Source organism: Bradyrhizobium sp. SZCCHNR1051, from assembly GCF_032489615.1.
GTDB lineage: Bacteria > Pseudomonadota > Alphaproteobacteria > Rhizobiales > Xanthobacteraceae > Bradyrhizobium.
Genome location: NZ_JAUEYJ010000007.1, coordinates 53,189 through 78,976, shown reverse-complemented (window position 1 = coordinate 78,976; position 25,788 = coordinate 53,189). Strand labels below are relative to the sequence as shown.

Annotated in this window: 23 protein-coding genes and 3 pseudogenes; 14 read left to right on the top strand and 12 right to left on the bottom strand. The window is 67.3% G+C overall.

Annotation, left to right across the window (positions count from 1 at the left end):
• Position 1 precedes the first annotated feature (1 nt).
• Positions 2 to 3,325: a CHAT domain-containing protein gene (locus QW868_RS10335; protein WP_316230485.1), complete on the bottom strand. Its 3,324-nt coding sequence runs from the start codon at positions 3,323 to 3,325 to the stop codon at positions 2 to 4.
• 314 nt (positions 3,326 to 3,639) lie between these two features.
• On the opposite strand from QW868_RS10335, the gene QW868_RS10330 reads away from it, so the two are divergent.
• Positions 3,640 to 4,905, top strand: a complete 1,266-nt coding sequence (locus QW868_RS10330; RefSeq protein ID WP_316230484.1) for an HlyD family secretion protein — start codon at positions 3,640 to 3,642, stop codon at positions 4,903 to 4,905.
• 13 nt (positions 4,906 to 4,918) lie between these two features.
• Positions 4,919 to 6,499: a DHA2 family efflux MFS transporter permease subunit gene (locus QW868_RS10325; RefSeq protein WP_315798854.1), complete on the top strand. Its 1,581-nt coding sequence runs from the start codon at positions 4,919 to 4,921 to the stop codon at positions 6,497 to 6,499.
• Positions 6,500 to 6,622: 123 nt separating this feature from the next.
• On the opposite strand, the gene QW868_RS10320 is transcribed toward QW868_RS10325, so the two are convergent.
• Genes QW868_RS10320 through QW868_RS10305 form a run of 4 tightly spaced genes read right to left on the bottom strand, consistent with a single transcriptional unit; the run spans position 6,623 to position 11,308 of the window.
• A complete protein-coding gene (locus tag QW868_RS10320; RefSeq protein WP_316230483.1) occupies positions 6,623 to 7,474 on the bottom strand; it encodes a fumarylacetoacetate hydrolase family protein in 852 nt (283 codons plus the stop codon).
• Between the two features lie 9 nt (positions 7,475 to 7,483).
• On the bottom strand, positions 7,484 to 8,806 hold the full coding sequence (locus QW868_RS10315) for an MFS transporter (RefSeq protein ID WP_316230482.1): 1,323 nt from the start codon (positions 8,804 to 8,806) through the stop codon (positions 7,484 to 7,486).
• A 33-nt stretch (positions 8,807 to 8,839) separates the two neighbouring features.
• A complete protein-coding gene (locus tag QW868_RS10310; RefSeq protein ID WP_316230481.1) occupies positions 8,840 to 10,390 on the bottom strand; it encodes a bifunctional 3-(3-hydroxy-phenyl)propionate/3-hydroxycinnamic acid hydroxylase in 1,551 nt (516 codons plus the stop codon).
• Between the two features lie 24 nt (positions 10,391 to 10,414).
• On the bottom strand, positions 10,415 to 11,308 hold the full coding sequence (locus QW868_RS10305; RefSeq protein WP_316230480.1) for a VOC family protein: 894 nt from the start codon (positions 11,306 to 11,308) through the stop codon (positions 10,415 to 10,417).
• Positions 11,309 to 11,482: 174 nt separating this feature from the next.
• Between QW868_RS10305 and QW868_RS10300 the strand changes: the two genes are divergently transcribed.
• Complete coding sequence (locus tag QW868_RS10300; RefSeq protein WP_315712735.1) at positions 11,483 to 12,199, top strand: GntR family transcriptional regulator; 717 nt, start codon at positions 11,483 to 11,485, stop codon at positions 12,197 to 12,199.
• Between the two features lie 2 nt (positions 12,200 to 12,201).
• Here the strand turns inward: QW868_RS10300 and QW868_RS10295 are convergent, their stop codons facing one another.
• Complete coding sequence (locus QW868_RS10295; protein WP_316182644.1) at positions 12,202 to 12,858, bottom strand: TetR/AcrR family transcriptional regulator; 657 nt, start codon at positions 12,856 to 12,858, stop codon at positions 12,202 to 12,204.
• 188 nt (positions 12,859 to 13,046) lie between these two features.
• Between QW868_RS10295 and QW868_RS10290 the strand changes: the two genes are divergently transcribed.
• The gene (locus QW868_RS10290) at positions 13,047 to 13,475 is read left to right on the top strand and encodes a CHRD domain-containing protein (protein WP_316230479.1); all 429 of its coding nucleotides are present in this window, start codon (positions 13,047 to 13,049) and stop codon (positions 13,473 to 13,475) included.
• 30 nt (positions 13,476 to 13,505) lie between these two features.
• Here QW868_RS10290 and QW868_RS10285 read toward each other — a convergent pair whose 3' ends face one another.
• From QW868_RS10285 to QW868_RS10265, 5 genes and pseudogenes are all read right to left on the bottom strand, one after another.
• Positions 13,506 to 15,080 carry an EAL domain-containing protein gene (locus QW868_RS10285; RefSeq protein WP_316230478.1) on the bottom strand — a complete coding sequence of 525 codons (1,575 nt, stop codon included), beginning with the start codon at positions 15,078 to 15,080 and terminating at the stop codon, positions 13,506 to 13,508.
• 161 nt (positions 15,081 to 15,241) lie between these two features.
• A complete protein-coding gene (locus tag QW868_RS10280) occupies positions 15,242 to 16,429 on the bottom strand; it encodes an MFS transporter (RefSeq protein ID WP_316230477.1) in 1,188 nt (395 codons plus the stop codon).
• A 27-nt stretch (positions 16,430 to 16,456) separates the two neighbouring features.
• A pseudogene (locus QW868_RS10275) lies at positions 16,457 to 16,766 on the bottom strand (hypothetical protein); the annotation flags it as partial.
• Between the two features lie 59 nt (positions 16,767 to 16,825).
• A pseudogene (locus QW868_RS10270) lies at positions 16,826 to 17,135 on the bottom strand (ArsR/SmtB family transcription factor).
• A gap of 103 nt (positions 17,136 to 17,238) precedes the next feature.
• Positions 17,239 to 17,718, bottom strand: a complete 480-nt coding sequence (locus tag QW868_RS10265; protein ID WP_316230476.1) for a hypothetical protein — start codon at positions 17,716 to 17,718, stop codon at positions 17,239 to 17,241.
• Positions 17,719 to 17,794: 76 nt separating this feature from the next.
• Between QW868_RS10265 and QW868_RS10260 the strand changes: the two genes are divergently transcribed.
• From QW868_RS10260 to arsB, 4 genes and pseudogenes are all read left to right on the top strand, one after another.
• The gene (locus QW868_RS10260) at positions 17,795 to 18,445 is read left to right on the top strand and encodes a Crp/Fnr family transcriptional regulator (RefSeq protein ID WP_316230475.1); all 651 of its coding nucleotides are present in this window, start codon (positions 17,795 to 17,797) and stop codon (positions 18,443 to 18,445) included.
• Positions 18,446 to 18,536: 91 nt separating this feature from the next.
• Positions 18,537 to 18,900 (top strand): annotated as a pseudogene (locus tag QW868_RS10255) (ArsR/SmtB family transcription factor).
• Complete coding sequence (locus QW868_RS10250) at positions 18,893 to 19,420, top strand: arsenate reductase ArsC (RefSeq protein ID WP_315738845.1); 528 nt, start codon at positions 18,893 to 18,895, stop codon at positions 19,418 to 19,420. Before QW868_RS10255 ends, QW868_RS10250 begins: the two are co-directional and overlap by 8 nt.
• A 4-nt stretch (positions 19,421 to 19,424) precedes the next feature.
• On the top strand, positions 19,425 to 20,453 hold the full coding sequence (arsB, locus tag QW868_RS10245; RefSeq protein ID WP_316230474.1) for an ACR3 family arsenite efflux transporter: 1,029 nt from the start codon (positions 19,425 to 19,427) through the stop codon (positions 20,451 to 20,453).
• A 33-nt stretch (positions 20,454 to 20,486) separates the two neighbouring features.
• Here arsB and QW868_RS10240 read toward each other — a convergent pair whose 3' ends face one another.
• The gene (locus QW868_RS10240) at positions 20,487 to 20,756 is read right to left on the bottom strand and encodes a hypothetical protein (RefSeq protein WP_316230473.1); all 270 of its coding nucleotides are present in this window, start codon (positions 20,754 to 20,756) and stop codon (positions 20,487 to 20,489) included.
• Positions 20,757 to 21,100: 344 nt separating this feature from the next.
• On the opposite strand from QW868_RS10240, the gene QW868_RS10235 reads away from it, so the two are divergent.
• The 6 genes from QW868_RS10235 to QW868_RS10210 all read left to right on the top strand — a co-directional run bounded on the left by QW868_RS10235 (position 21,101) and on the right by QW868_RS10210 (position 25,450).
• Positions 21,101 to 21,406 (top strand): PepSY domain-containing protein, encoded by a 306-nt coding sequence (locus QW868_RS10235; RefSeq protein ID WP_315738841.1) that lies wholly within the window; start codon positions 21,101 to 21,103, stop codon positions 21,404 to 21,406.
• Positions 21,407 to 22,072 (top strand): response regulator transcription factor, encoded by a 666-nt coding sequence (locus QW868_RS10230; protein ID WP_315773329.1) that lies wholly within the window; start codon positions 21,407 to 21,409, stop codon positions 22,070 to 22,072. It begins immediately after the preceding gene.
• Complete coding sequence (locus QW868_RS10225; RefSeq protein WP_316182625.1) at positions 22,069 to 23,487, top strand: ATP-binding protein; 1,419 nt, start codon at positions 22,069 to 22,071, stop codon at positions 23,485 to 23,487. The genes QW868_RS10230 and QW868_RS10225 overlap by 4 nt, the downstream gene beginning before the upstream one ends.
• A 107-nt stretch (positions 23,488 to 23,594) precedes the next feature.
• Positions 23,595 to 24,143: a cytochrome b gene (locus tag QW868_RS10220; protein ID WP_316230472.1), complete on the top strand. Its 549-nt coding sequence runs from the start codon at positions 23,595 to 23,597 to the stop codon at positions 24,141 to 24,143.
• Positions 24,144 to 24,203: 60 nt separating this feature from the next.
• Positions 24,204 to 24,899: a VIT1/CCC1 transporter family protein gene (locus QW868_RS10215; RefSeq protein ID WP_315758349.1), complete on the top strand. Its 696-nt coding sequence runs from the start codon at positions 24,204 to 24,206 to the stop codon at positions 24,897 to 24,899.
• A gap of 299 nt (positions 24,900 to 25,198) precedes the next feature.
• Entirely contained in the window at positions 25,199 to 25,450 is a 252-nt protein-coding gene (locus tag QW868_RS10210) for a DUF3551 domain-containing protein (RefSeq protein WP_315774103.1), read from the top strand.
• The last annotated feature ends 338 nt before the right edge of the window (positions 25,451 to 25,788 follow it).

Below are 25,788 nucleotides of genomic sequence, written 5' to 3'. Positions count from 1 at the left end.
GTCAGGTGCCGGTGCCGAGCGCCGGCTGCACGTTCGGCGCGGGGGTCGTCGGCGGCAACCGCGGCAGTGATGGCGCGACCTGGGTGTCGCCGTCGCAATGGACCGCGTAGAGCAGTCCGAGCGGGTTGCCGTGCTCGCGGAGAAATTCCCGGCGCAGGCTGAGGAACGTCTCACCCAGCGGTACGCCGTCGAGAAGGCTTTCGAAGAAGCGCTTCGCCCAGGCCGTGGCGAAGATCGCCGGCGTCTTGCATTCCGTTCCAACCACGCCGCGCGCGCCCTTGGCCATGAAATACGGCACGAAGCCGTCGTAGAACGCCGGCGACAATTCGGCCGACTCGCAGGCGTTGATGAAGACGAGGGGATTGCCGGGAAGCAGCTTGCTGGTCGGGGCGTCCAGGCTGAGCTCGCCCAGCGTGATGCCGGCATCGGTCAGCACCAGGCTGGAGCCGTCGGGACCGCCGGGATCGTCGAGGCCGGTCGCCCGGGCGTGACAATAGAGGTAGAGGATCTGGTCGTTGGTGGTCTCGTCGGCCAGCGCCTTGACCAGCTCCTTGCTGGTCGTGCGCGAGACCACGTGGACGTTGCGGCGTGCCGCCTTCTCCGCGACCCAGAAGCGCTGCTGCTGGGCGACGAGGTCGGCGCCCATCTGCCGGTCGATGTTGTCGTTGACGTTGACGCTGATGCTGAGTTCGGGCTTGTCGCTGGGGATCAGGCAGTCGGAGACGCGCGGCGTGTTCTGCATCGGGATCTGCTCGATCACGTGGCGCATGCCGATGAAATTGTCCCAGTCGAGCTTGGCGCCGGCCGAGGCATCGCCGACATAGAGCAGGCCCCACGGCACCGTGGTCGCCTCCGCCACGATCTGCAGCTTCAGCCGCCTGGAGCGGTCGCTGGTCAGCTTGCGCAGGAATTCGCCGATGTCCTTGGAATCCCGCGCGGCGGCGGGGCCGAAGAACAGCTTCGTGAACAGCGCCGCTCCCGCGCGCGCCATGATCTTGAGCGCGGCGTCGCGGTCGGCATCGGCGATGTCGATCCCGCTCTGGAAGACGAAGCTGCCGGCCGCGTTCTGATAGGTCACGACCTTCATGAGCTCCTGACGCGCGATCTCGATCGACTTGGCGAGGTAGTCCGGCAGCAACGGCAGCCGGGCGCGCACCGTGACGGGCTTCCAGACGAGACAGTCGTAACCGCCCGCGATCGGCATGATCGACAGGCCGACGTCGCGCGGATTGAGCACGCTGGCGGAGGAATAGGGCCGGCCATGCGCGCCCTCAACGCGGGGCGAGGGCGCTGCGCCGACATCGATGACGAGGTCCATCTGCTGGACGAAATTGCCGTCCTTGTGGACCGTCGCCCGCAGCGCCGACGGGCCGAATTTCTTCGGCGACAGGTCGAACCGCGCCTTGTTGCGCGACTTGCCTGTGCGCGGCAGCCGCAGCGGGCGGCTCTTGTCCGACAGCTCGAAATCGTCGCTGTCGAGCTGGATGGTCAAGGTGACATCGGACGTCCCTTCCGGGAACAGTTGCTCGTCGGCGAGCGGCACCGACGAGACGCCGCTCTGCTGGATGTCGACGTCGAAAGCGAAGGTGTACCACTGGCCCGGCTTCAACGGCGCATCGAGATCCTCGAAGCCGGCGTTGATCCAGCGCTGCTCGCCGGGCGGATAGGCTTTGCGGTTCTCGAACGGGGGTGGCTGCGCGACCGGCGGCTCCGGCACCCATTGCGGATATTGCAGCTGAACCTGCTGCTGCTGGTCTTCCTGCTGCCGTTGCTGCTGCTGATGCTGACCCTGCTCCCGCTGCTGCTGCTCGCGTTGCTGCCGCTGGGCCGGCTCGACCTGCTGCTGATCCTGCTTCTGCACCTGCTCCGGGAACGGAGCACTCTCGAACGTCCGCTGCCGCCAGAGCTGCTGATCGAAGTGGCGGATGTCGCTGCCGAGCAGCCCGCCGCCCGGGCCGGGTTGCGGCCGCACGGCCATCGGCGCAGCCAGGATCGCAGCCCAGAAAGCGTGCGCCACTTCGGGGTGGGCGATGTCGCTGTGAGCGCCGGCCGCGCCGCCGCCGTTCCTGATGATGCGGCTCGCCTCGATGTTGTAGACCCGGCCGCTGCCGAAATTGTAGCTGAAGCCGACATCCTGGATCGGCATGTCGACGATCGCCAGGGGCTGGGTGCCGCGGACGCCGAAGCTGCCGATGGCGCCGTACAGCGGATAGTCGGTATCGAGCAGATATTGCTGCTTGAGCCGCGCTCCGAGCGGGTAGAACCATCCGTTGGCCCGGTCGTAGCTCGAGCGGGTGGTCACGAAGGCGCCGCGCACGAGCCCCTTGAGCAGTGTGCGCCGGAAATAGCCCTGCGTCGGCGCGGCCTGCGGAATGCTCTCGGCATAGCACCACAGCGACAGCGCACCTTGAACCAGGAACATCGTCTCGACCGGGCGCGGCAGCGCGCGGCCGTCGGGCGTGCCGGCGACGGCTGCCGACACGACGATGCAGCCGAAGCTGTGGCCCATCAGGTGAATCCGGGCCGTGGGCGCCGCCTGCTGCAGTCTGACGAGGACATCATGGGCGCCGGCCTCGCCGAACTGGCGCGCGCGATCCTTCATCTTCCAGAACGACAGGATGCGGAGCGGCGCCAGCAGCGCGTCGCGCAGATCATCGCCGAGGCCCAGCGTCCCGGCGGTTGCGTCGGCCGGCGCGCTCCGCGCCTCGCTCACGATCACGGATGGATCGAACCGGTCCTGCTCGGCGCCGGGGCGTCCGCTCGCATCGCCCATCGTAAGGCCGGCCGCGGCGAACAGCCTGAGATAGGCATCGCGCATCGAGTCCGGCAACGTGGCCGCCGCCGGCGCAATGCGCGCCTGCTCGAGGATCGAGCGGATGTCGGCGCGTGCCGCCGGGGTGTCGGCAATGCGGGCCGCATAGCGTTCCACCTCCGCCTCGAGCGATGCCGCCGACGTGTCGGCGGACAGCAACCCGCCGCCGCCCGATGGCAGCGTCTCGTCTCCGAACGGCAGGCTCGGCCAGTGCAGTCCGATGATGACGGGGGCAAAGCCGGGACGCTGCCGCGCGGCGGCGAGCCGATCCGCTTCGAGCGCCGCCATGGCGGCAAGCCAGCGATCATACTGTTCGATCGCCGCAGGGACATCGCCCATCCAGCCATGGCTCAGCAGAAGAATATCGGTGACCGCCCCGCCCAGCGTCTGGAGGCGGTTCACCACCATCTCGCTCGCGAGCGAACCGTCGGCCTCTCGCCGCTCCTGCCCCGGCGCGTCGAAGGCGATGAGCACGTATTGCAGGTCTGAGCCTGGTACCTGACGGACGGGCATGCGTGCCTCGCAATATGACCATGTCGGCACCCGCTGTGGTGGTTGGTTGCCGACCCTAACAATTTCTTATTATGCGTGTGTTGTATTTAGCCGAGTTGATCGAGTCAACGCGATGACGTGAGGCTGCAACCCCGGCTGCGTCACGCAGTTGATCCTGCTGACGGCGGATCGCGGTGAACGCGCAGGGGATCGCGCGCCGGCGGCCTCCAATGACGAAAAGTTTAGCTGTCCGCATCGCGGTCCGCCATTGCATCCCATCTGCATGACCTCCAATTCTAGAAACGAAACGGTTCCGTTCTATTCAAGGAGACGTGATGACACAGCAAGCTCTGTCATCGGCTGAGGTCCCATCGGCGGCCAACGACGGTCCGGCGGTCTCGGCCCGCGATCGTGCCGTGCGGCAATGGCGCGGGGATGCCTCCGGCGAGACTCCGCAGCAGATCGAGGCCAAGGCGCCGGCTGCGGAGCCCGGCCCGTCGCCGACGGAGCACGGGCAGCGCCAGGAGGGGTCCCGGAGGAGCCTGATCCGGCGGCATCCGCTTGGGGCAGCGCTGGGTCTCGTGCTGCTGCTCGCCGTCGGCGCCGGCGGCTACGTCTACTACGATGCGGCCGGTCACTATGAGACCACCGACGACGCCTTCATCGCGGCCCGCCAGTTCTCCATTGCGCCGAAGGTCTCCGGCTACATCACTGCCGTCCCGGTCACCGACAACCAGCACGTCAAGGCCGGCGACGTGATCGCGCGCATCGACGATCGCGACTACAAGACCGCGCTGGCGCAGGCCGATGCGCAGGTGAAGTCGGCGCAGGCGGCGATCCGCAACATCGATGCGCAGATCGAGGTGCAGCAGGCGCAGATCACCGCGGGCCAGGCCCAGGTCGAGCAGGCCCAGGCCGGGCTGACCTTCGCCGAGCAGCAGGCCAAGCGCTATCAGGACCTCGCCCGCACCGGCTCCGGCACGGTGCAGAGCGAGCAGCAATACACATCGCAGCTCCAGCAGCAGAAGGCGGCGCTGACCTCGGCGCAGGCCAACCTCTCGGTCGCGCAACGCCAGTTGGAGTCGCTGAAGGCGCAGCGCGAGAGCGCCGAGGCCAACCTCACGCAAGCCCAGGCACAGAGCGACCAGGCGCAGCTCAATCTGTCCTACACCACCGTGACCGCGGCGCAGTCCGGCCGCGTCGTCAATCTCAGCGCCGCCGACGGCCAGTTCGCGGCACAAGGCACGGCGCTTTCGATGTTCGTGCCAGACGACGTGTGGGTCACCGCCAATTTCAAGGAAACCCAGCTCGACCAGATGCGCCCCGGCGAGCCCGTGACTTTGGAAATCGATGCCTATCCTGAGCGCGAGATCCGTGGCCATGTCGCTAGCGTGCAGTCCGGCTCGGGCCCGGCCTTCTCGTTGCTGCCGCCGCAGAATGCGACCGGCAACTATGTCAAGATCGTGCAGCGCGTGCCCGTGAAGATCGAGATGGACGATCCGCCGACCGACGTCGCACTCGGGCCGGGCATGTCGGTGGTGCCGACCGTGCGCGTCGATCCCAAGCCGTCGCTCTATGAGCGGCTTAAGGCTGCGCTGTGAGAAGGCTGATGCCATGAGCGAGGCCGCCGCTCTCTCCGCGCCGCGCGCCGGCAGTCCGTGGATCATCGCCGTGCTGGTTGCGCTCGCGACCTTCATGGAGGTGCTGGACACCACCATCGCCAACGTCGCGCTGCCCTATATCGCCGGCGGCATGGGCGTCAGCCAGGACGAATCCTCCTGGGTGGTGACGACCTATCTCGTCTCCAACGCGATCATCCTGACGGCGTCGAGCTATCTCGCCAAGCGTTTCGGCCGCAAGACCTTCTTCCTGCTCTGCCTCGGCCTGTTCACCGTGAGCTCGGTGCTGTGCGGCTTCGCCTGGAATCTGCAGGTGCTGCTGCTGTTCCGGATCATGCAGGGCCTCGGCGGCGGCGGCATGGTGCCGGTGGCGCAATCGATCCTGGCCGACTCCTTTCCCCCGGAAAAGCGCGGCCAGGCCTTCGCGCTGTTCGGTGTCGCCGTGGTCGTGGCGCCGGTGGTCGGCCCGACGCTCGGCGGCTATCTCTCCGACAACGCGTCGTGGCACTGGTGCTTCCTGATCAACGGCCCTGTCGGTGTTGCGGCAATGATCCTGATCGGACTGATCCTGAAGGAGCCGGCCTCAGTCACGGCGGAGCGTCGCAAGCAGGCGCACGGCTTCGATGTCGTCGGATTCCTTCTCGTCGCGACCTTCCTCGGCGCGCTCGAACTGATGCTCGATCGCGGCCTGGAGGACGACTGGTTCGACTCGCGCTTCATCATGGTCACCGCCGCGGTCTGCGTCGCGGCCTTCATCGCCATGATCCCGTGGGAGATGAACCGGAAGAATCCGACCGTGGACGTCCGCATGCTGGCGTCGCGCCAGTTCGGCGCCAGCTTCCTGGTGATGCTGGCGACCGGCGCGATCCTGCTCGGCACCACGCAGATGCTGCCGCAGATGGTGCAGCAGGATTTCGGCTACACCGCCACCTGGGCCGGCCTCGTGCTGTCGCCGGGCGGCCTCGTGACGATGGCGATGATGTTCGTCGTCGGACGCCTCTCGGGCAAGGTGCAGCCGAAATACATGATCATGACGGGCGCCGCCGTCGTGGCGTTCGCGATGTACGACCTCACCCGGGTCTACGCCAATGTGGATTTCTGGTTCTTCGCCGAATCCCGCATGCTGATCGGAATTGGCCTGCCGCTGATCTTCCTGTCGATCACCACGGCGTCCTACAACGGCATCCCGCCTGAGAAGACCGATCAGGCCTCGGCGCTGATCAACGCCGCGCGCAATACCGGCGGCTCGATCGGCGTGTCCTTGGCGGCCAACATCCTGGCGCACCGCGCGCAGTTCCACCAGAGCCGGCTGGTGGAGAATGCGATTCCGTCCAATCCGGCCTATCAGGACACGCTGCACCAGGTGACCAACTACTTCACCGCGCATGGCAGCTCGCTGGTCCAGGCGCAGCAGCAGGCGCTCGCCTGGATCGGCCAGACCGTGCAGATGCAGTCGTCGCTGCTCGCTTATGTCGACGTCTACTGGGCGCTGATGCTGATCTCGCTGTCGGCGATTCCGCTGGCGCTGACGCTCCGCAAGGTCAAGCTCGGCGGCGGGCCGGCGATGGCGCATTGAGTAAGCACTGTTGTTCGGCTGTCATTCCGGGGCGATGCGCAAGCATCGAACCCGGAATCTCGAGATTCCGGGTTCAGCCCTGGCGGGCTGCCCCGGAATGACGGTCAAGAACATCAGGGGCGCTCACACCGCCTCGTCGGCGATGCCGTTCCGCAACAGTCCGATCTTGTCGATCTCGACCTCGACGATGTCGCCGGGCTTCATCCACAATGGCGGCGTGCGGCGGGAGCCGACGCCGCCGGGCGTTCCCGTGGCGATGACGTCGCCCGGCTCGAGCCGGGTGAACGACGAGCAGTATTCGATCTGGCGCGGGATATCGAAGATCATCTGGCTGATCGTGGCGTCCTGCACCACCTCGCCATTCAACCGTGTCTGCAGCCGCAGCGGACCGAGATCGTCGATCTCGTCCGGCGTGACCAGCCACGGGCCGAACGCGCCGGTCGCGGGAAAATTCTTTCCCGGCGTGAACTGGTGGGTGTGGCGCTGGAAGTCGCGGACGCTGCCCTCATTGTAGCAGGCATAGCCGGCGACGTGCTGCCAAGCCTCGCTGCGCGGGATGTAGCGGCCGGGCTTGCCGATGACGATGGCGAGCTCGCCCTCGAAATCGAGATCGGTCGAGACGCGCGGGCGGATGATGTCGGTGAGATGCCCGGTCTGGCTGTTGGCGAAGCGGCCGAACACCGTGGGGTTCTCGACCTCGGAGCGGCCGGTCTCCTTGCGGTGCGTCTCGTAGTTCAGGCCGATGCAGAGGATCTTGTCCGGGTTCGGGATCACCGGCAGGAAGCTGATGGCGGAGAGCGGATACCGCCTCGCGCCCGAGGCCGCTGCGGCCGCCTCCTTCAGCGCGTCCGCTGCGATCGCCGATTTCAGGTCGGGGAAGCGGTCGCGCAGGATAGCACCGAGATCGGCGATCTCAGTGCCCTCGACCAGTCCCCAGGTTGACGCATTGTCGATGGTGAAGCTTGCAAATCTCATCCGATGTCCTCAGGTCGAAACCGCCGCTACGGCGGAGGGAGAAGCCGGTTCTTGCGCCGATTTCGCGAAGCGCGCGATGGTGCGCTCCGGGAAGATCAGCGCGAAGGCCGAGATGGCGCCAACGATCAGCACGCCGGCGGTGAATGTCATGGCGTGGGCGTAACCGAGCGGCGCGTTGTTTCCGGCCTCGCCGACGATCCAGCCGGTGAGCGCATTCGACACCAGCGCGGATGCCGCGTTGCCGGAGTAGATCACGACGATGAGTCGGCCGCGCTGGATCGCCGGCGCCACGGCGCCGAGCGCGACGGGGCCGAAGATCGTGGTGAGGCTCGGTGCGGCGAAGGCGACCGCGATGCAGGCGAGCTGCAGCGGACCCGTCGTGACGATGCTCAACAGCAGCGCGCAGCCGGCGGCGAGCAGCGCGAGACCGGAGGCGTGGCCGAGGCAGGCACGCAGGCTGAAGCCCTTGCGCTGCAGAACTTGCGTCAGCCAGGAGCCGCCGAGCAGCAGCGGCGACTGGAACAGGTAGATCCCTGAGATGATCCAGCCGACATCGACCTGCTTGTAGCCGAGCCCGAGCTGCAGAAAAGGCGGCAGCCAGGTCGCGGACATGCCGACGATCCAGTACGACGCGGTCGACATGATGATGACGCCGATCACGGTCGGATCGGCCCACAGCACGCGCGCCGGCAACGCCTTGTCCTTCGCCGCCGAAGCCTCCGGCGCAAGGGCGGAGTAGGGGCCTTCGCCGCCGACCAAGAACCAGCCGAGCATCCAGGCGAGGCCGAGCAGGCCGCAGAACAGGAAGCCGGTGCGCCAGCCATAGCTCACGATGACATAGGTCAGGATCGGACCGCCGGCCAAGAGACCGACGCTGATGCCCTGCAGCACCACGGCGCTCGGCACGCTGCGCCGGTCGGCGGGAAACCAGTTGTAGCAGGCGTGCAGCGCGGTCGGCAGTCCTGGCCCTTCGCCGGCGCCGAGGATGATGCGGCAGATCACCAGCACGGCGATCGAGCCGGAGAAGAAGATCGGGATCTGCGTCGCCGACCAGACGCCGGCCATGATCAGGAGCAGCCATTTCACCGGGAAGCGGCCGACGACGAACATGCCGACCGCCATGCCCGACAGCGAGAACAGCAGGAAGAAGCTGCTGCCGATCAGGCCGAACTCCTTCGGGCTCAGACCCAGCTCCTTCATCATCGGCACGGCCGAGAGGCCGAACACCAGCTTGTCGAAGAAGTTCAGCGTCTGGAACAGGAACAGCATGACGAGGACGGCGATCGCGCGTCCTCCCACACTGGGTCTGGCGGTGTCGGATGATGTCGTCATGGCGTTTCCCCGTTTGATAGTCTCTTGTTTTGATTAGTGCAGTCGTTCGTTCAACTCGCTCAGCAGCGCGGCGAGCTCCGGCGCGTCCGTCGCGACGCCGTAGACATAATGGTCGGGTCGCACCAGCGCGGCGCTGCAGCCGTGGCGTTCGAACCAGCGTGCGACGACGGCGCTCTCCTCGTGCAAGCCGTGACCGCCGATGACGATCACACTGATCCCGGCGTCGCGGGTGGCAGCGTCGATCGAGCTCGAGTTCAGCGCACCCCGCCGGTCGAGGACGAGCCGCCATCCGGTGCCGGCGACGGTATCGAGCAGGGCACGCCCGCCATCACCGACGATCCAGGGCTGCGGAAACAGCGTGCCATTGGCCGCGTTTGCCTTGGTCGCGAGCAATCCCTGCGTCAGCGGCGGCACGATCTCCTGCCGGGTGATGGTGCGCGGCACGCCGCCGCCTTCGGCAAGGATACGCGCATCGCGTGCCGCTGCGGCCTCCGGATCCTGCTCGCAGATGACGCGGCCGATCGCCTTGATGCGCGTGGTCAGCTCGCGCACATGCGTGCTGCGCTCGATCTCGTAGCTGTCGAGCAGGGCCGCGGTCGATTGTCCGCGCAACACGCGCGCGAGCTTCCAGCACAGATTGGCGGCATCGCGCAGGCCCTGGCACATGCCCTGGCCGATGAAGGGCGGCTGCTGATGCGCGGCGTCGCCGGCGAGCAGGACACGACCCTGGCGCCAGCGGCGCGCGACCAGCGCATGGAAGCGGTAGCTCGCCGCGCGCCACAGCTCGCCATCGTCCGGAGAGAGCCAGGGGGACAGCAGCTGCCAGACCTGCTCCGGCTGCTCCATCGCCTGGCGGTCTTCCCCCGCTCGCAGCATGATCTCGAAGCGACGATGGTCGCCGGGACCGATGATGTAGGTGGTCGGACGCGCGGGATTGCAGAATTGGGCTGCGGTGGCCGGGAGCTTGCTGACGCCGCTGTCATTCACGAGAAGATCGACCACCAGCCACGGCTCGTCGAAGTCGAGATCGTCGAAGCTGATGCCGAGCTGCTGGCGCACGGTGCTCGAGGCACCGTCGCAGGCGATGACATAGTCCGCGGTGACCTCGCGCATCGTGCCGTCCGCCCGCTGCAGCGTGATGGTCGCCGCCGTTGCATCCTGCCGGATTGCGACGAAGGTCGTGCCAAGCTCGACCGTGACGGAAGGACAGCGGTGAACACGATCGCGCATCACCTGTTCGACCGGCGGCTGCGTGAACACCATGCTCGGCGTGTAGCCGAGGGGATAGGGCTCGCCAACCATGTCGATGCGGCGGATCAACTGCCCTTGCGCGCCGAAATGCTCGGACGCGGGGAACGGCGCGACGTAGCGGCTGACTTGTTCGGCGATGCCGAGATTGTCGAACAGCCGCATGATCTCGTGATCGAGCGCGATCGCGCGCGGCTTGTCGTAGATGTCGATAGCGCGGTCGATCGCGAGCGTTTTGATGCCCTGCGTGCCGAGCAGGCTCGCGGCGATGGCGCCGGTCGGACCGAAGCCGATGATGACGGCCTCGAAATGCTTGTGATCTGACGTGGCGGACATGGAAACTCGGAGTTGGAGAATGAGTCAGGCGGCGTAGCCGACCGCGAGCTGCGCGGCCTTGACGTGCTCGGCCTTGGGCGGCGCGATGCCCCATTGATCGGTGCGGCCAGGCGGCCAGACCCAATGGTCCGGTCCGCGCACGACGTAGTCGTCGTCGACCTGCAGCACCTCGGCGGTGTATTCGATGACCGTGCCGACGGGATCAATGAAGTAGGCGAAGACATTGTCGCCGGGGCCGTGGCGTCCGACACCCCAGGCGATCGGATGACCGGCATCGATCATGCGGCCCGCGCCACGCATCACGCCCTCCCAGGTCGGCATCAGGAAGGCGACGTGGTTGAGCCCGTTGACCTTCGCCGCAGCGATCACGACGGCATGGTGGTCCGAATTGCAGCGAACGAAGGCCATCGCCGCGGAGCGGTCGGTCAGGCGGAAGCCGAGCGCCTTCTGGTAGAATGCCGCCGAACGATCGACATCGGTGCTGTTGAGGTTGACGTGGGCGAGCCGCTCCGGGAGCTCGGGCCGCGGCGGCTTGGCGTCGTGCCTGATGTCGCCATGCACGAAGCGCAGCACGCCGCCTTCGGGGCCGCGCAGGCTCATGATCACGCCGCCGTCGGGGCCGAGGTTCGGCGCTGGCGCTGCGATCAGCGTCGCGCCTTCATGGATGGCGTTGCGGCCGACGGCATCGAATTCACTGGACTCGGCGAGGCGGAATGTCACCGCCTGCAGCTCGGTGCGCTCGCTCCGGTGCAGCGCCACGACGTGATGGTCGCTGCCGGTCGCACGGAGGTAGACGATGCCGTGGGCCTCAGCGACGCGCTCCAGCCCCCAGGTCTGTCGATAGAACGCCTCCGATCGCGCGAGATCGGGCGTGCCCAGATCGACGCTGCGCAGAGCCGCGACCGGAAACCGGGTCATGAGCGTGTCCTCCTGCGCGATGCCCGGGTGAGGACGCGCGACGTTTCTGTCCCTGGCCGGCGAAACCGGCTCGTCCCTTTTATTACAGAAAAAATCGAAATCAATCAGAATTTATAAATTCTATGTTCTATGGCCCGGCTCTATATATGTCGTCTGATTCAGAGGAGATCGGACGTGGATGCGGTTTTGGAGGCCGAGGGGCAGGGCCCGTCGACCCAGGCGAGTCATGTGTATGACCGGCTGCGCGAGGACCTGCTGTCCGGCCGGCTGGCGCCGTCGCGCAAGCTGCAGATGCGGTTTTTGACCGAGACCTATCAGACCGGGCAGACGCCGCTGCGCGAGGCGCTCAACCGCCTGACTGCCGACGGACTGGTCGAGGTGCGCGAGCAGCGCGGCTTCTACGTCAAAGACATCAGCCGCGCCGAGCTCGCCGAGCTGACCAAGACGCGCTGCTGGGTCGAGGCGCTGGCGCTGCGCGAGTCGATGGCGGCGGCGACGCCTGATTGGGAGGAGCAACTGGTGCTGGCGCAGCATCGGCTCAGCCGCGCGCCGCGCTCGCTCAGCGCGACGACGTTCGAGGACAATCCGGAGTGGGAGAGGCTGCACCGGATCTATCATCGGGTCCTGATCTCGAACTGCGGTTCGCAATCGCTGATCGCGTTCTGCGGCCAGCTTGCCGACCAGCTCTATCGCTACCGCCGGCTGTCGATCCGCAAGGCGTTTCCGTCACGCCCCGTCGGCGATGAGCACGCCGACATCGTGAACGCCGTGCTCGACGCCGACACCGAACGCGCGGTTGCGCTGCTCACGGCGCACTATCAGCGCACCGCGGACGTGATCCTGCAGGACGAGACGATCTTTCCGGAGCTGCGCAAGGACAAAAAGATTTAGGATCACGTCGTCGCGGCGAGGAAGAAGTCGACGCGCTTCTCGACATGCGCCTGGGCTTCCTTCTTCAGGGCGCGCATGTCCTCGCCGAGCAGACTGCGGATCAGCACGGCGAACACGACGAGATCGAGGAAGATCCGTGCGCTGTCCTCGATGCGGTCGGCCGAGAAGGCGCCCTTGCCGGCGAGACCTTCGGCGCGCGCCAGCTCGCCGATCGCGTGGCTCACATTGCAGGTGGCGCGCTTGCGCGCCGTGTCCTGGATCTCGAGCGTCAGCTCGGGAAAGCGCGGACTTTCCGCAATCGCAGTGCGCATCAGGCCGATCGTGTCCTCGACGAAGGCGCGCTCGATCAAGGTGAGCCCGAGGCTGATCAGCCGGGCGCGGAAGGTGCGGCCCTGCGGCGCCAGGTTCTCATACTGCGTGTTGCGCGCGGCCTGGCGGCCGATGACGGCCGCGAACAGCGCGGCCTTGCTGGGAAATCGCGCGTAGATGGTCGGCTTGCCGGCGCGCGCGGTCTGCGCGATCTCGTCGACGCTCGCGCCTTCGAAGCCGTTTGCGAGGAACACCGTCTTTGCCGCGTCGAGAATGCGCTCCTCGACCTCGCCGGCACGTTCGAGCGGAGGCCGCCCCACCTTGCCGCGCGCCGTCCTGGAAGCAACCATTCGATCCGCCATGGCTTTCTTTCGAGGCCTTTGTGTTCCCGTCCTGTTTGGCACAGGGGTCGGGATTGTTCAATCAACGCGGCCAGGGCCGCTGCCCATGCCTGGGTGTTAACGCGTTCCACGGAATATCGGCTTGCCCGTGGGGTCTCGAACACTGAGACTCCACAACACGATTTGGGAGGAAAACCATGGGACGGACATTCGTTCATTTGGCGTTGCTCGCCGTCGCCTGCGTCGGGGCCGCGCCGATTGCTCGCGCCGAAACGGTCATCTTAAAGTCCGATCTCAAGGCCGCCAACGAGGTGCCGCCGAACGCGTCCGCCGCGTCGGGCGTGGCCGAAGCGAGCTTCGACACCGCAACCAAGACGCTGAGCTGGAAGGTTACCTTCTCCGGCCTCAGCGGCCCGCCGATCGGCGCGCATTTCCACGGGCCCAGCGAGCCCGGCAAGAACGCCGGCATCGTGCTGCCGTTCAAGAGCCCGGAGCCGCCGATCACGGGCTCCGCCGTAATCACCGATGCGCAGGCGGCCGATCTGCTGGCCGGCAAATGGTACGCCAACGTCCACACCCAGGCGAACCCGGGCGGCGAGATCCGCGGACAGATGACCAGGCAGTGAGGCGTGTGCCCGACGCGCGCGGGCTCGCCGTCACGCGGCCAGTTCCGGCTTGCCGGCCTGGCCGGGAACGGCCGAGGCCCGGTGCACGTCGAGGAACTGCTTGAAACGGCCGAGCGACAGCGGCGGCGCGACCAGATAGCCCTGGCCCTCCTCGACGCCGCAGGCGATCAGCGCGTCGACCTGCTCCTGATGCTCGATGCCCTCGGCGACCACGGACATGTCGAGCTCGCGCGCCAGCGCCACCAGCATCTGCACCACCACGATGGCGGACTGGTCGCGGGTGATCGCGTCGACGAAGAACTTGTCGATCTTCAGGATACGCGCGCCCAGCCGCTGGATATAGGACAGGCCACTATGGCCGATGCCGACGTCGTCGAGCGCGACGCGGAAGCCGAGCTCGCTGAGCTCCTTCACGACATCAGTCGCCTTGGCGAGATCGGCGAGCTCCTCGCGCTCGGTGACCTCGAGCACGACCTGGCGGGGGGAGACCGATGACGACGCGACCGTGTTACGCAGATCGTCGATGAAGCGGTCGCCGAGCAGATGGCGCGGGGTGATGTTGACGGACAGCTTGAACAGTTTGTCCTGCTTCATCTCCGGCTGCAGCTCGCGCAAGGCGGTCTTGAGAAGCTGCCAGGTCAGCTTCTCGATGCGGCCGGTGCTCTCGGCGAGCGGGATGAAGCTCATCGGCGGGATCAGCCGGCCGTCCGGCTTCTCCCAGCGCGCCAGGATCTCGCAGCCGACGATGTCGCCGGTTTTCAGTCGGAAGGTCGGCTGCACATAGGGCTTGAACTCGTTGGCCGCGAGCGCGCGGTCGAGCTCGGCGACTGGGTCCACCGGCCGGCTGAGATAGCTCGCCAGCAGCAGGCCGAACATGCCGCCCAGCGTGCCGGCGGCGAGCATCGTCAGGAGATAAGCGAGGTCGCGGCGCGCGCTCAGGCTCTGCGGTCGCACATGGATCGTGGCCTGCAGCGGATAGCGGTCGGACACGGTGGTGAAGGCGACGGTCTGCGCCGGCGTCTTGGCTAATGTCTCGGGTTGATAGCCGGCCACCTGCTCGCCATCGGGCAGGGTCAGGGTGACGTTGCTCTCGGCGCGCAGGCCGACCGGCATCACGTCCAGCAGGTTGCCGTCGATGCGCAGGATCGCCGCCAGCGACCGTTGCGCGTCGATGTCGCGCATCACGCCGAACGCGGCGCCGGTGAACTGCTCGACGCGGAACAGCCGCAGCTCGCCGTCGGCGGACTTGAACATCTCGTCGCGCCGCGCCCAGCCATTGTCGAATTCGAGCGTTTCGGAATAGGCCGCGCACTCGACCGCGCCGCCGCGATCGACGGTGCGGATGTCCTTGATGATGGTGCCTTGATAGACGTGAAGGCGCAGCGCCTGTAGCGCGACGGCGCTGCAATCCATCGGTCCTTTCGCGATCAGGCGGTTCAGGATCGATCCGGCCGAGTCGATCGCGGCCTCGGAACGGCGCAACGCCACCTTGCTGAGCTCGCTGAGCTGCCGCGCGGTCTGGTTGCCGATCAGCGCGGTCACGGCCAAATCGGCGCCGGCCAGGAAGATCCCGACGCAGGCGGCCACCGCTCCGACACGAAGCATGTGTTTGCGCTGCAATGCCATCGTGTGGTGAACACCCCCGTATGACCACGGGTATCCTTCAATCCAACCTTCAACTTTCCGTATATGCGCCCCAGGATGCCCGTCCGCAGCGGCAGGTTGGGCTGTGGGCGCAGAAAGCTGGTTAAGGAAGTGCTACCGGCTCAAGCCGCCTTGTCGGTCGTGCTGCGCGGCACCGCCGCCTCGGCGCGCCCGGCCGGGAGCAGCATCAAGGCGGCGAGCGCCGACAGGCTGAGGCTCGCCGACACGATCAGCACGCCGCGGCCGAGCCCGTCGATCAGCAGGCCGAACAGCAGCGGCGCGAAGGCCTGGCAGATCCGTGACGGCGCCCCGATCAGGCCGAGCCGGTAGGCGTAGTTGACGGGGCCGAAGATCGCGAGCGGCAGGGTGCCGCGAGCGATTGTCAGGATGCCGTTGCCGGAGCCGTGCAGCAGCGCGAAGGCCGCCGCGGCGCCGCCGCCGAACAGACCGATCGTCACGGCGGCGATCGGATGGGTGATGCAGGCGAGCCGCGCCGAGGCGAGCGGATGGAAGCGGCTGAGGAAGCCGGCCTCGAACACCCGCGCGGCGACCTGCGCCGGCCCGATCATCATGCCTGCGAACAGCGTCTGCGCCGGCGTCGCGCCGAACGCCTGCATCAGCCGCGGCAGATGCACCGCCATCGCCGCGGTCACCGTCCAGGCCGCCGCCATCGCGAACGCGATCAGCACCATCGGGCGGTCGAGCGGGATGTTGGGCTTGCCCGTCGGCATCTCGCCGGGCGCCATCGCGGTCGCCCGCGGCAGCGACAAATTGAGCGGCAGGCCGATGACGAGATGCGCGATCGCCCAGGCGAAACAGGTCTCGCGCCAGCCGATCGTCGCGAGCCCCAGCGTGCTCAGCGGCCAGCCGACGGTGGAGGCGAAGCCCGCGATCAGGGTGATGCCGGTGATCGCGCCGCGTGCATCCTTGCCATAGATGCGCCCGAGCGCGCCGAACGCGGCGTCATAGAGGCCGAGCCCCATGCCGACGCCGAGCCACAGCCACGCCAGCGCCATCACCCACAGCGAATGCGACAGGCCGAGCAGCGCCAGCCCGATCGCCAGCACGATGTTGGAGGCGCACAGCACCTGGCGGCCGCCGACGCGGTCGATCTGGCGGCCGATGCGCGGACCCAACAGGCCGGAGATGATCAGCGAGGCCGAGAACGCGCCGAAGAACCAGTTGTTGGACAGGCCGAGATCCCTGGCGATCGGGTCGGCGAGGATGGCGGGAAGATAGTAGCTCGATCCCCAGGCCAGCGTCTGGGCGGTGCCGAGAGCGATGACCACGCCCAGCCGTCGTGCCTGCATTCCGTTAAACCTCTGCTTGGCTCTACGTCACGAACAGCCGCAGCCGCTGCGGCCAGCCTCCTTGGCCTTGGCATCATCGGCACAGCAACTGTCTACGCCGGACGGCGCCGGTCCGCCACAGCAGCCGGGCAGGGCTGCAATGCTCTCCAGTCCGCCGCGGGTGCAGACGCCGGTCTCCGGCAGCTTCAACGGCGCTGCCGCCGCCGAACGCCTTCGCGGGATCGTCGCTGCGCAACAGCCAGATCGCCTGCGTGCCCGGCGCGTCCGCGGCCAATGCGGCCAGGTCGATCAAGGTGCCGATCGCCGAGTGGCCGGCGCCGATGATCGCGACCGTCTTGGCGTCCGTCATCTACTCCTCCTATACTTCTAGAAGCATCGAATTAATAGGCGAGATCATCAAGCCGCCGGCCTCGCGGTGCCGCAGTCGCGCTCCTCGACGCAGCATTCGGAAACCAGAAAGCCGAGCAGGGAGCGCATCACGTCGTATTCGGCATGGCAGACCAGCGTCGTGCCCTCGCGCATCTGCGAAATCAGCCCGACCGCGACCAGCGTCTTGACGTGGTGCGACAGCGTGGACGCGGGGACCTTCAGCCGCTCCTGCAGCCGGCCGACCGGCATCCCCGGCGCGCACCAGCGCGCGGTAGATCTTCAGGCGCGTGGTGTTGCCAAGGGCTTCCAGGCGGGCAGCGGCGTCATCGAGCTTCATGGTGTGGAGGATGCGGCATGCGGCCCGCCGGAGTCAAACGATATTTCTAGAATATTGGAAATATCCATGAGCGCGCGCCGCGCGTGGTCGGTTGTCCGGCGCGCTATTTCAGCCGGTAGCCGGCATGGCAGCCGACGCAGGTGGCCATCGTCTCGCCGAGCGCCTTCAGCGCCGGCTTGAGGTCTCCGGTCACGCCCGCGTTCTGCGCTTCGATGGCGAACCGGCTCGCCGCCTTGTGCATCGTCGTTCCGGCCTCCTGCATGCCCTGCGGCATGAACCCGGCGACCTCAGCGGCACCGTGCAGCCGCAGCGAGCTCATCCCCAGGCGTTGCTCAGCGATCTGGCCGGCCTTGTCCGGCTCGCCCGCCGCCAGCGCGTCGTTGATCTGCTGCAGCGCCAGCAAATGGTCGCGCATGTTGGCGAGGGTGTGCTCGGCGAGATCGGGCGGAAACGCCACCCGCTCGCGCGGGTCTGGCGGAAGCGCCCCGTGGCTGCCGTGGTCGTGATGGCCGTGGTGCTGCGCCGTGGCGATGCCGGCGGACGCAACGAAGGCCAGCACAATGGCGGCAAGACGCAGGCGCATGAGGACCTCCATTTGAGCGAACGCGGTGACGTCTTCCCTAGACCGCGCAGCCGGCGGCACATATGATCCTGATCATATGCCGAGGATCATCCATCTCCCGCCCGAGGGCACGCGCCCGCCGCTCGACTGGCGCGCCCTTGCACGGCTGTCGCCATTGCTTGCCGCTCTGCCGGCGGCCGCGCGGTTGCAGACCCGGCGCGTCCAGGTGCCGCGCCAGGGCACGGTGTTCTGTCGGGGTGATCGGCCGCGGGCGATGTTCTTCGTGCTGACCGGCGAGGTGCGATTGCTGCGCCGCTCGCGCGCCGGCGACGACATCATCCTGCAGCGTGCGCGGCGGGGCTTTCTCGCCGAGGCCAGCCTCGATCAGGCGTCGTATCATTGCGACGCCGTCGCGGCGCAGGATTCAGCGCTGCTCGCGATCGACCGCAAGGCCTTCGCCGAAGCGTTGCGTCGTCCCGAGATCGGGGACCGATGGTGCGATCATCTCGCCCGCGAGCTCCGCAAGGTCCGGGCGCAGTCGGAGCGGCTCAGCCTGAAGACCGCCCGCGAGCGGATCGTCCACTTCATCGAGACCGAAGGGGAGGGCGGCGAGGTCGAGCTCGGCCGGTCAAAGAAGGATTGGGCCGCCGAGCTCGGCGTCACCCACGAGGCGCTCTATCGCGCCCTGGCACGCATGGAACGGGACGGCGAGCTCATCGTCGACGGCACCCGCCTGCGCTTGCGATGAGCCTTCGGGCGCGTCGTCTCCGTTCGTCGGCAACGACCATTCGAGCTCGTCGGCCTTGACGCCGACTCTTTATATCGAGAATTCTGGATATATGGAAAACGAACAAGCCGTTCTGGCCTTGGCGGCGCTGGCGCAACCGACGCGCCTGGCAGGCCTTTCGCACCCTGGTGCAGCACGAGCCCGACGGTCTGCCGGCCGGCGAGCTCGCACGTCTGCTGGAGGTGCCGCAGAACACGCTGTCGGCGCATCTGTCCGTGCTGGCGCGCGCCGGCCTCGTCAGCTCGATCAGGCACAGCCGATCGATCGTCTACCGCATCGACCTCGCGCAATTTCAGAAGGTCGCGCTGTTTCTGCTGCAGGACTGTTGCGGCGGCCGACCGGAGGTCTGCGCGCCCGTCGTCGCAAGCCTCACCCCCTGCTGTCCGCCCAAGCGCAAGGAGAAGAATCGTGTCTGATCGCGTCTACAATGTGCTGTTCCTCTGCACCGGAAATTCGGCGCGCTCGGTGCTGGCGGAGTCGATCCTGCGCAAGGACGGCGCCGGCCGCTTCCGCGCCTTCTCGGCCGGCAGCACGCCGAAAGGCGCGGTGCATCCGTTGGCGCTCGAGCTGCTCAGGCGCATGGACTATCCGACCGACGATCTGCGCTCGAAGAGCTGGAGCGAGTTCGCCGTCGCCGGCGCGCCGGCGATGGATTTCGTCTTCACCGTCTGCGACAACGCCGCCGGCGAGGCGTGTCCGATCTGGCCGGGGCAACCGATGACCGCGCATTGGGGCATCGAGGATCCGGCGGCGGCCGAAGGCACGGAGCTGGAGAAGCTCGCGGCGTTCACGACCGCCTTCCGCTATCTGAAGAACAGGATCGACGCCTTCATCAATCTGCCGCTCGGTCGCATCGATTCGATGTCGCTCGGCACGCGGCTGCGCGAGATCGGGACGGGCGAGGGGGCAACGTCGTTCCGCTCCGACGTGGCCTGATCTGATGACGATCTTCGAGCGCTATCTGACGGTCTGGGTCCTGCTCTGCATCGTCGCAGGCATCGGTCTCGGCCATCTCATGCCGGGGCTGTTCGCGGCTGTCGCGTCGGCGGAGGTGGCACGGGTCAATCTGCCGGTCGCGGCCCTGATCTGGCTAATGATCATTCCGATGCTGCTGAAGATCGATTTCGCCGCACTCGGCAACGTGAAGGAGCATTGGCGCGGCATCGGTGTCACCCTGGTCGTGAACTGGGCCATCAAGCCGTTTTCGATGGCTCTGCTCGGCAGCGTCTTCATCGGCCATGTGTTCGCGCCGATGCTCCCCGCAAGCCAGTTGTCGTCCTACGTGGCGGGTCTGATCCTGCTGGCCGCGGCGCCGTGCACGGCGATGGTGTTCGTCTGGTCGAATCTGTGCGAGGGCGAGCCGCACTACACGCTGAGCCAGGTCGCGCTCAACGACGTCATCATGGTGTTCCTGTTCGCGCCGCTGGTGGGCCTGCTGCTCGGCGTCGCCTCGATCTCGGTGCCATGGACCACCCTGCTGCTGTCGGTGCTGCTCTACATCGTTGTGCCCGTCATCATCTCGCAACTCTGGCGTCGCTCTTTGTTGCGGGCGAAGGGCGGGGCATTGGAGCGCACCTTGCGCGTGCTGCAACCGGTCTCCCTCGCGGCGCTGCTCGGTACGCTCGTGCTGCTGTTCGGCTTCCAGGGCGAGCAGATCCTGAAGCAGCCGGTCGTCATCGCGATCCTTGCCGTGCCGATCCTGATCCAGGTCTATCTGAACGCGGGGATCGCCTATTGGCTCAGCCGCCGGCTCGGCGTGGCCTGGTGCGTCGCGGCTCCGGCCGCCTTGATCGGCGCCAGCAATTTCTTCGAGCTGGCGGTTGCCGCCGCCATCAGCCTGTTCGGGCTCGACTCGGGGGCCGCGCTCGCGACGGTCGTCGGGGTTCTCGTCGAAGTCCCCGTGATGCTCTCGGTCGTGCGCATCGTCAGGGCGACGCGTCGCTGGTACGAAGCGGGACTGCCGGCCTAGCTCCGCGCGGTGCTTCGCCAGGGGCGGTTCGCCTCACCGCCGCGGCTCGTCCTGATCGTCGTCGTCGCCTTCGCGCTCGCGGCGGGCCGGCTCGTAGCTCAGCGGCGGGCTTTCGGCCCGCGCATGCAGCGCCGCAAGATGCGGGTAGGCCCCAAGACCAGCTCCAAGACCAGCTTCAAGACCGCCGTCCACGGCACGGGCCACCGGCACCAGCGTGGGCGCCGTCTCCCGGCTGGCTTGTGACATGGCCAAGATGCCGCCCAGCCCCGCCAGCACGGCTGCCAATGTCATCGTCTTACGCATGCTCGTCTCCGAACTCACCGCCCCCGGCTCGCTCCGTCCTGAAGCGATCATGTTGCAACGAGACTGACGGCATCCTGTCGGGTCGTGTCAGCGGGGAGTCAGCTTGCCTCGGGCAGGATGCCGATCCTGTGCGAGTTTCCACCCCCGCATCTGTCTGATGCGCAATTCCGACATCGGAAGTTCAAACTATCATCCGCACCACCTCGTTAGCATTTGCGAATGCTCCGCAATTCGTGCCCCGCAATTCGAACCAGTGGCGAGAGCGCAACGAATGACGACGATCTCTGAAGATGACGGCGTCAGGCCCCGGAAGGATCATGCATTTGCCTCAAATTGGACGGTTCATGCGCATCACGGCATCTGCGATGCTGATCTCGACGGCTGCGTCCGCGGCGACGGTGGCGCGCGAGGATGATCGTGAGCGCCGTGATGCCATGCGTCATGCCGTGGAGGCGGGCGACGTCTTGCCGCTGTCGCAGATCCTGCCGAGATTGCGTGGCCGGGTCGCCGGCGACGTGATGGGGATCGATGTCGAGCGCCTGCGTGGCCGCTGGCGCTATGAGTTTCGGGTGATCGGCCGCGATGGCCGCGTGCGTGAGGTCTATGTCGATGCGCGCAGCGGCGAGATCGAACGGATCGAGGAAAAGTAGATGCGTGTGCTGCTGGTCGAGGATGATCCGCGGCTGGCGTCCGACCTGGTGCGGACGCTGCAGGCGGCGGGCTATCTGGTCGAAACGTCCGACAACGGCGAGCAGGCCTGGTTTCTCGGCGACACCGAGGATTATGGCGCCGTGATCCTCGATCTCGGCCTCCCCGGCATGGACGGCCTGTCGGTGCTGAAGCGCTGGCGCGGCGCGGGGCGACACATGCCGGTGCTGATCCTGACGGCGCGCGCGAGCTGGGCGGAGCGGGTCGACGGCATCGATGCCGGCGCCGACGACTATCTGCCGAAGCCGTTTCGCAACGAGGAGCTGCTGGCGCGATTGCGCGCGATCGTGCGGCGGTCCGCCGGCCGTGCGGCGCCGGTGCTCTCGTCCGGCGACCTGACGCTCGACGAGCGCCAGATGAAGGTCAGCCTGTCCGGCGTGCCGGTGACGCTGTCGCAGCTCGAATACCGGCTGATCGCCTATCTGCTGCGGCAGAGCGGCCGCGTCGTGCCGCAGCATGAGCTGGAGGAGAACGTCTACGGCCTCGGCCACGAGCACGACTCCAACGCGCTCGAGGTGCTGATCCGGCGCGTCCGCAAGAAGCTCGGCGCCGACATCATCGAGACCCGCCGCGGCTTTGGCTACATGATCCCGGAGACGGCGGAATGAGGCTCGGCTCGCTGCGGCTGCGGCTGGTGGCGGCGGGCACCATCGCGCTGCTGGTCGCGCTCGGCGTCGCCGGCTTCGGCATGGTCGTGCTGTTCAAGCGCCACGTCGCGCGGACGCTCGCCTCCGATCTCGACATTCACCTGCGCCAATTGCTGAACGGCCTCGAGGTCGATGCGGAAGGGCGCATCGTGGTCGCGCGGCCGCCGGCCGATCCGCGCTTCGTGGTGCCGCTGTCGGGGCTGTACTGGCAGATCTCGGACGATCATGGCCAGTTGCTGCGCTCGCGCTCGCTGTGGGACACCATCCTGCCGCTGCCGATCGACGAGCCTGGACCGAGCGACGTGCATCAGCATGAGCTCGCCGGGCCGGATGGCGAACACGTGCTGGTGGCCGAGCGCGGCATCCTGATGAATCCGGAAAGCCAGATCCGCGTGCGCGCGGCCGTGGCCTACGGCCTCGACGGTGCCACCAGCGCGGTGCTGACCTTCGCCAAGGATCTGTCGATCGCGCTCGCCGTGCTGGCCGTCATCCTCGCCGTCGGCACGTCGGTTCAGGTCACTCTCGGCCTGCGTCCGCTCGGCGTGCTGCGCCGTGGCGTCGCCGAGATCCGCAGCGGTCGGCGCCAGCATCTCCCCGTGGACGTGCCGACCGAGGTGGCGCCGCTGGTCGAGGAGGTCAACGCGTTGCTCGATGCGCAGCAGCGCGAGATCATGCGCTCGCGCAGCCGTGCGGCCGATCTCGCTCACGGCTTCAAGACGCCGCTCGCCGCCCTCACGGCCGACGCCGCGCGCTTGAGGGAGCTCGGCCAGCTCGAGCTGGCGCGCAACGTCGAGGATGTCGCCGAGGCGATGAGCCGGCAGGTTGATCGCGAGCTGGCGCTGGCGCGGCTGCGCGGTAAGGCCCGCGGCGGGCCGGAGGCCGCGACCGAGCTCGCGCCTTTGGTGAATGCGCTGCTCGGGACGCTCGGCCGCACGCCGGCGGCCGCCCATGTCAGCTTCGATGGCGAGGTGCCCCCGGGCCTGAGCGTCGCCATGGATCGGACGGATCTCGCCGAGGTGCTCGGCAATCTGCTGGAGAACGCCGCGCGTCATGCGGCGAGCACGGTTCGCATCGTCGCCAGTGCGACCCCTCTGATCGTCATCGTCGAGGATGACGGTCCGGGCATTCCGGACGCGAAGATCGGCCGCGTGCTCGAGCGCGGCGGCCGCCTCGACGAGCAGGGGCCGGGCAGCGGGCTGGGGCTCGCGATCGTGCAGGACGTGCTCGAAGCCTATGGCTGGCGGCTGCAGATCGGCCGTTCCGAGCTGGGCGGCGCCAGGATCACGATCGCGCCGGCCATCGTCTCGGCGCTCCGCTGGCCGCAGCCCGCGATGTCCCAGGCGACCCCGGCGCCGTCCATTCTGACAGCAGGCTGACATCCCGCGTCAGCGGCGCGACGCCCCCGGTCAGCTATTGCCTCAGGTCATGACGCCCCACGCGGCTTGCCACCGCGGGGGTGCCCAATGGTCGAAGGAAGCTGATCATGCGTATTCGAAATTCCGCCAAGGCGTATGGGTCCGTCGCGATCGGGCTGCACTGGATCGTCGCCGTGCTGGTGCCGGCGGCCTGGATCTCGGGCCATCTCGGCGACATGCTGCCACGCGGCTCTCATGACACGGGCCTGTTCATGCACGTCTCGCTCGGGCTGTCGATGCTGGGCTTTGCGCTCGCGCGCCTGGCCTGGCGCCTGGCCGATCCGCCGCCGGCGCCTGAAGCGACCAAATTCGGCGCGTGGACCGTTCACGTCGGCGAGATCACGCATCTGCTGATCTACGGCATCATGTTCGCCATTCCGGTCCTCGGCATCGTCACCCAGTTTGCCCGCGGCTACGGCTTGCCGGTGTTCGGCCTGTTCGAGATCGCCTCACCCTGGGTCGGCGACCGCGGCTTCGCCCACGACATGAAGGAGATGCACGAGGCGCTGGCCAATGGCCTGATGATCCTGATCGGCCTGCACGCCGGTGCGGCGCTGCTGCATCATTACTGGCTGCACGATCGCACCCTGCGGCGGATGGTGCCGGGACTGCGGTGATCGGTCCTGTCATCCGGGCCTGCTAAGAGGCCTCCGTCGATCACGCCATCGGAGGCCGTCATGCCGGCAACGCCGCACATCGAAAAGCACTTCACCGCGTCGGAAGTCGTCCGCGACGTCGTGATCGGCATGGCCGACGGGCTCACCGTGCCGTTCGCGCTCGCCGCCGGTCTCTCGGCTGCGGTCGCCAAGACCGACGTGATCGTCACCGCCGGCCTTGCCGAGGTCGTCGCCGGCGCGATCGCGATGGGGCTCGGCGGTTATCTCGCCGCCCGCTCCGACGCCGAGCATTATGCCGCCGAGGAGAAGCGGGAGCACGACGAGATCGAGCACCTTCGCGGCCGCGAGGTCGAGGAGGTTGCGGCGATCTTCCGCGGCTATGGTCTCGAAGGCCAGGCCTTGACCACCGTGGTCGACGCCATCGCGTCCGATCGCAAGCGCTGGGTCGACTTCATGATGCGCTTCGAGCTCGGTCTCGAACGCCCGGATCCGAAGCGCGCGCCGGTCAGCGCCGTGACCATCGGCGGCTCCTACGTGATCGGCGGCCTGATCCCGCTGATCCCCTACATGCTGGCGCCTGACATCTCGTCCGCACTCCGGATCTCCGTGGTCGCAACCGGCATCGCGCTCTTGATCTTCGGCGCCATCAAGGGCCACTTCACCGGCGTCAACAAGATCAAGTCGGCGCTGCAGACTGCGCTGGTCGGCGGCCTCGCCGCCGGCGCGGCATTCTGGCTGGCGCATCTGTTCGGGTAGGGCGGGACAGGATTGCGGTCGAGGCCATTCGGAAGAAGGTCACCGGGCCGGTCATGATTGACGAGGGACCGTAGGGTGGGCAAAGGCGCGCCGGGGGGTGAGGCCTTGTCGGGCGAGCTTTCGCGCGCGCCGTGCCCACCGCCCGCACCCAGCGCCGCCGATGGTGGGCACGCGCCGCCTTTGGTGTCGCTTTGCCCAGCCTACGGCAGCGTCGTCTGCGGCAAAGGGCTTTGCCCGAGTTCGAGATCGCCGCGCCGGCAGACCCTTTCGGATTGGTCAGCCTCGTGCCATGATGTGTGATGATGCGCGCGCTTCTCCTCATGACTTCGATCACAGTGCTTGCAACCGCTCCGGCCGCAGCTCAACGGTTCGATGGCATTGATCCGGTGTGCCTCCAGATATGGGAGTGGGGCGGTTCCAGCACAATCTCGTGCCAGTACAGGTCGTGGGAGGCGTGTAGAGCGGGGGCTGCGGGCATGTCGGCCATGTGCTTGCCGAACCCCTATGCACAACGCCCGTCTGAGCCAAGCCGCCGTCGGCCTCCCCGGTAGGCGCCGATTGCGATCTGACAACACCCCAATCGTCAACGGAGCAGGCACGCGCCGTCCGATGCTTGCTCGGGCTGATCGGAATCAGCCCGTATTTCTGATAAAAATAAATATGTTGCCATTTTTCGGAAATCGTGCTTGATTGTCTCCATCCCGTGCTCCTCGAGAGGGGCGCTTCGCGATCGTCACGGAACGTTGGGCGCGGGATGCGGTGGCTGTAGGATGCCGCAGCGTGGGGCGACTCGCGCGGACGAACGGCAGCTTGCGGACGCGAAGTCGCGTGGTCCTGGCGCCCCGATGCTGGCGCCAAGTCTTCGGGCGATGATCCCGAGGGCGACGGT

Coding starts and splice junctions, on each gene's coding strand:
- QW868_RS10335 (WP_316230485.1), bottom strand. CDS start 3,325: ATGCCCGTCCGTCAGGTACCAGGCTCAGACCTGCAATACGTGCTCATC.
- QW868_RS10330 (WP_316230484.1), top strand. CDS start 3,640: ATGACACAGCAAGCTCTGTCATCGGCTGAGGTCCCATCGGCGGCCAAC.
- QW868_RS10325 (WP_315798854.1), top strand. CDS start 4,919: ATGAGCGAGGCCGCCGCTCTCTCCGCGCCGCGCGCCGGCAGTCCGTGG.
- QW868_RS10320 (WP_316230483.1), bottom strand. CDS start 7,474: ATGAGATTTGCAAGCTTCACCATCGACAATGCGTCAACCTGGGGACTG.
- QW868_RS10315 (WP_316230482.1), bottom strand. CDS start 8,806: ATGACGACATCATCCGACACCGCCAGACCCAGTGTGGGAGGACGCGCG.
- QW868_RS10310 (WP_316230481.1), bottom strand. CDS start 10,390: ATGTCCGCCACGTCAGATCACAAGCATTTCGAGGCCGTCATCATCGGC.
- QW868_RS10305 (WP_316230480.1), bottom strand. CDS start 11,308: ATGACCCGGTTTCCGGTCGCGGCTCTGCGCAGCGTCGATCTGGGCACG.
- QW868_RS10295 (WP_316182644.1), bottom strand. CDS start 12,858: ATGGTTGCTTCCAGGACGGCGCGCGGCAAGGTGGGGCGGCCTCCGCTC.
- QW868_RS10290 (WP_316230479.1), top strand. CDS start 13,047: ATGGGACGGACATTCGTTCATTTGGCGTTGCTCGCCGTCGCCTGCGTC.
- QW868_RS10285 (WP_316230478.1), bottom strand. CDS start 15,080: ATGCTTCGTGTCGGAGCGGTGGCCGCCTGCGTCGGGATCTTCCTGGCC.
- QW868_RS10280 (WP_316230477.1), bottom strand. CDS start 16,429: ATGCAGGCACGACGGCTGGGCGTGGTCATCGCTCTCGGCACCGCCCAG.
- QW868_RS10265 (WP_316230476.1), bottom strand. CDS start 17,718: ATGCGCCTGCGTCTTGCCGCCATTGTGCTGGCCTTCGTTGCGTCCGCC.
- QW868_RS10260 (WP_316230475.1), top strand. CDS start 17,795: ATGCCGAGGATCATCCATCTCCCGCCCGAGGGCACGCGCCCGCCGCTC.
- arsB (WP_316230474.1), top strand. CDS start 19,425: ATGACGATCTTCGAGCGCTATCTGACGGTCTGGGTCCTGCTCTGCATC.
- QW868_RS10240 (WP_316230473.1), bottom strand. CDS start 20,756: ATGCGTAAGACGATGACATTGGCAGCCGTGCTGGCGGGGCTGGGCGGC.
- QW868_RS10235 (WP_315738841.1), top strand. CDS start 21,101: ATGCGCATCACGGCATCTGCGATGCTGATCTCGACGGCTGCGTCCGCG.
- QW868_RS10230 (WP_315773329.1), top strand. CDS start 21,407: ATGCGTGTGCTGCTGGTCGAGGATGATCCGCGGCTGGCGTCCGACCTG.
- QW868_RS10225 (WP_316182625.1), top strand. CDS start 22,069: ATGAGGCTCGGCTCGCTGCGGCTGCGGCTGGTGGCGGCGGGCACCATC.
- QW868_RS10220 (WP_316230472.1), top strand. CDS start 23,595: ATGCGTATTCGAAATTCCGCCAAGGCGTATGGGTCCGTCGCGATCGGG.
- QW868_RS10215 (WP_315758349.1), top strand. CDS start 24,204: ATGCCGGCAACGCCGCACATCGAAAAGCACTTCACCGCGTCGGAAGTC.
- QW868_RS10210 (WP_315774103.1), top strand. CDS start 25,199: ATGATGCGCGCGCTTCTCCTCATGACTTCGATCACAGTGCTTGCAACC.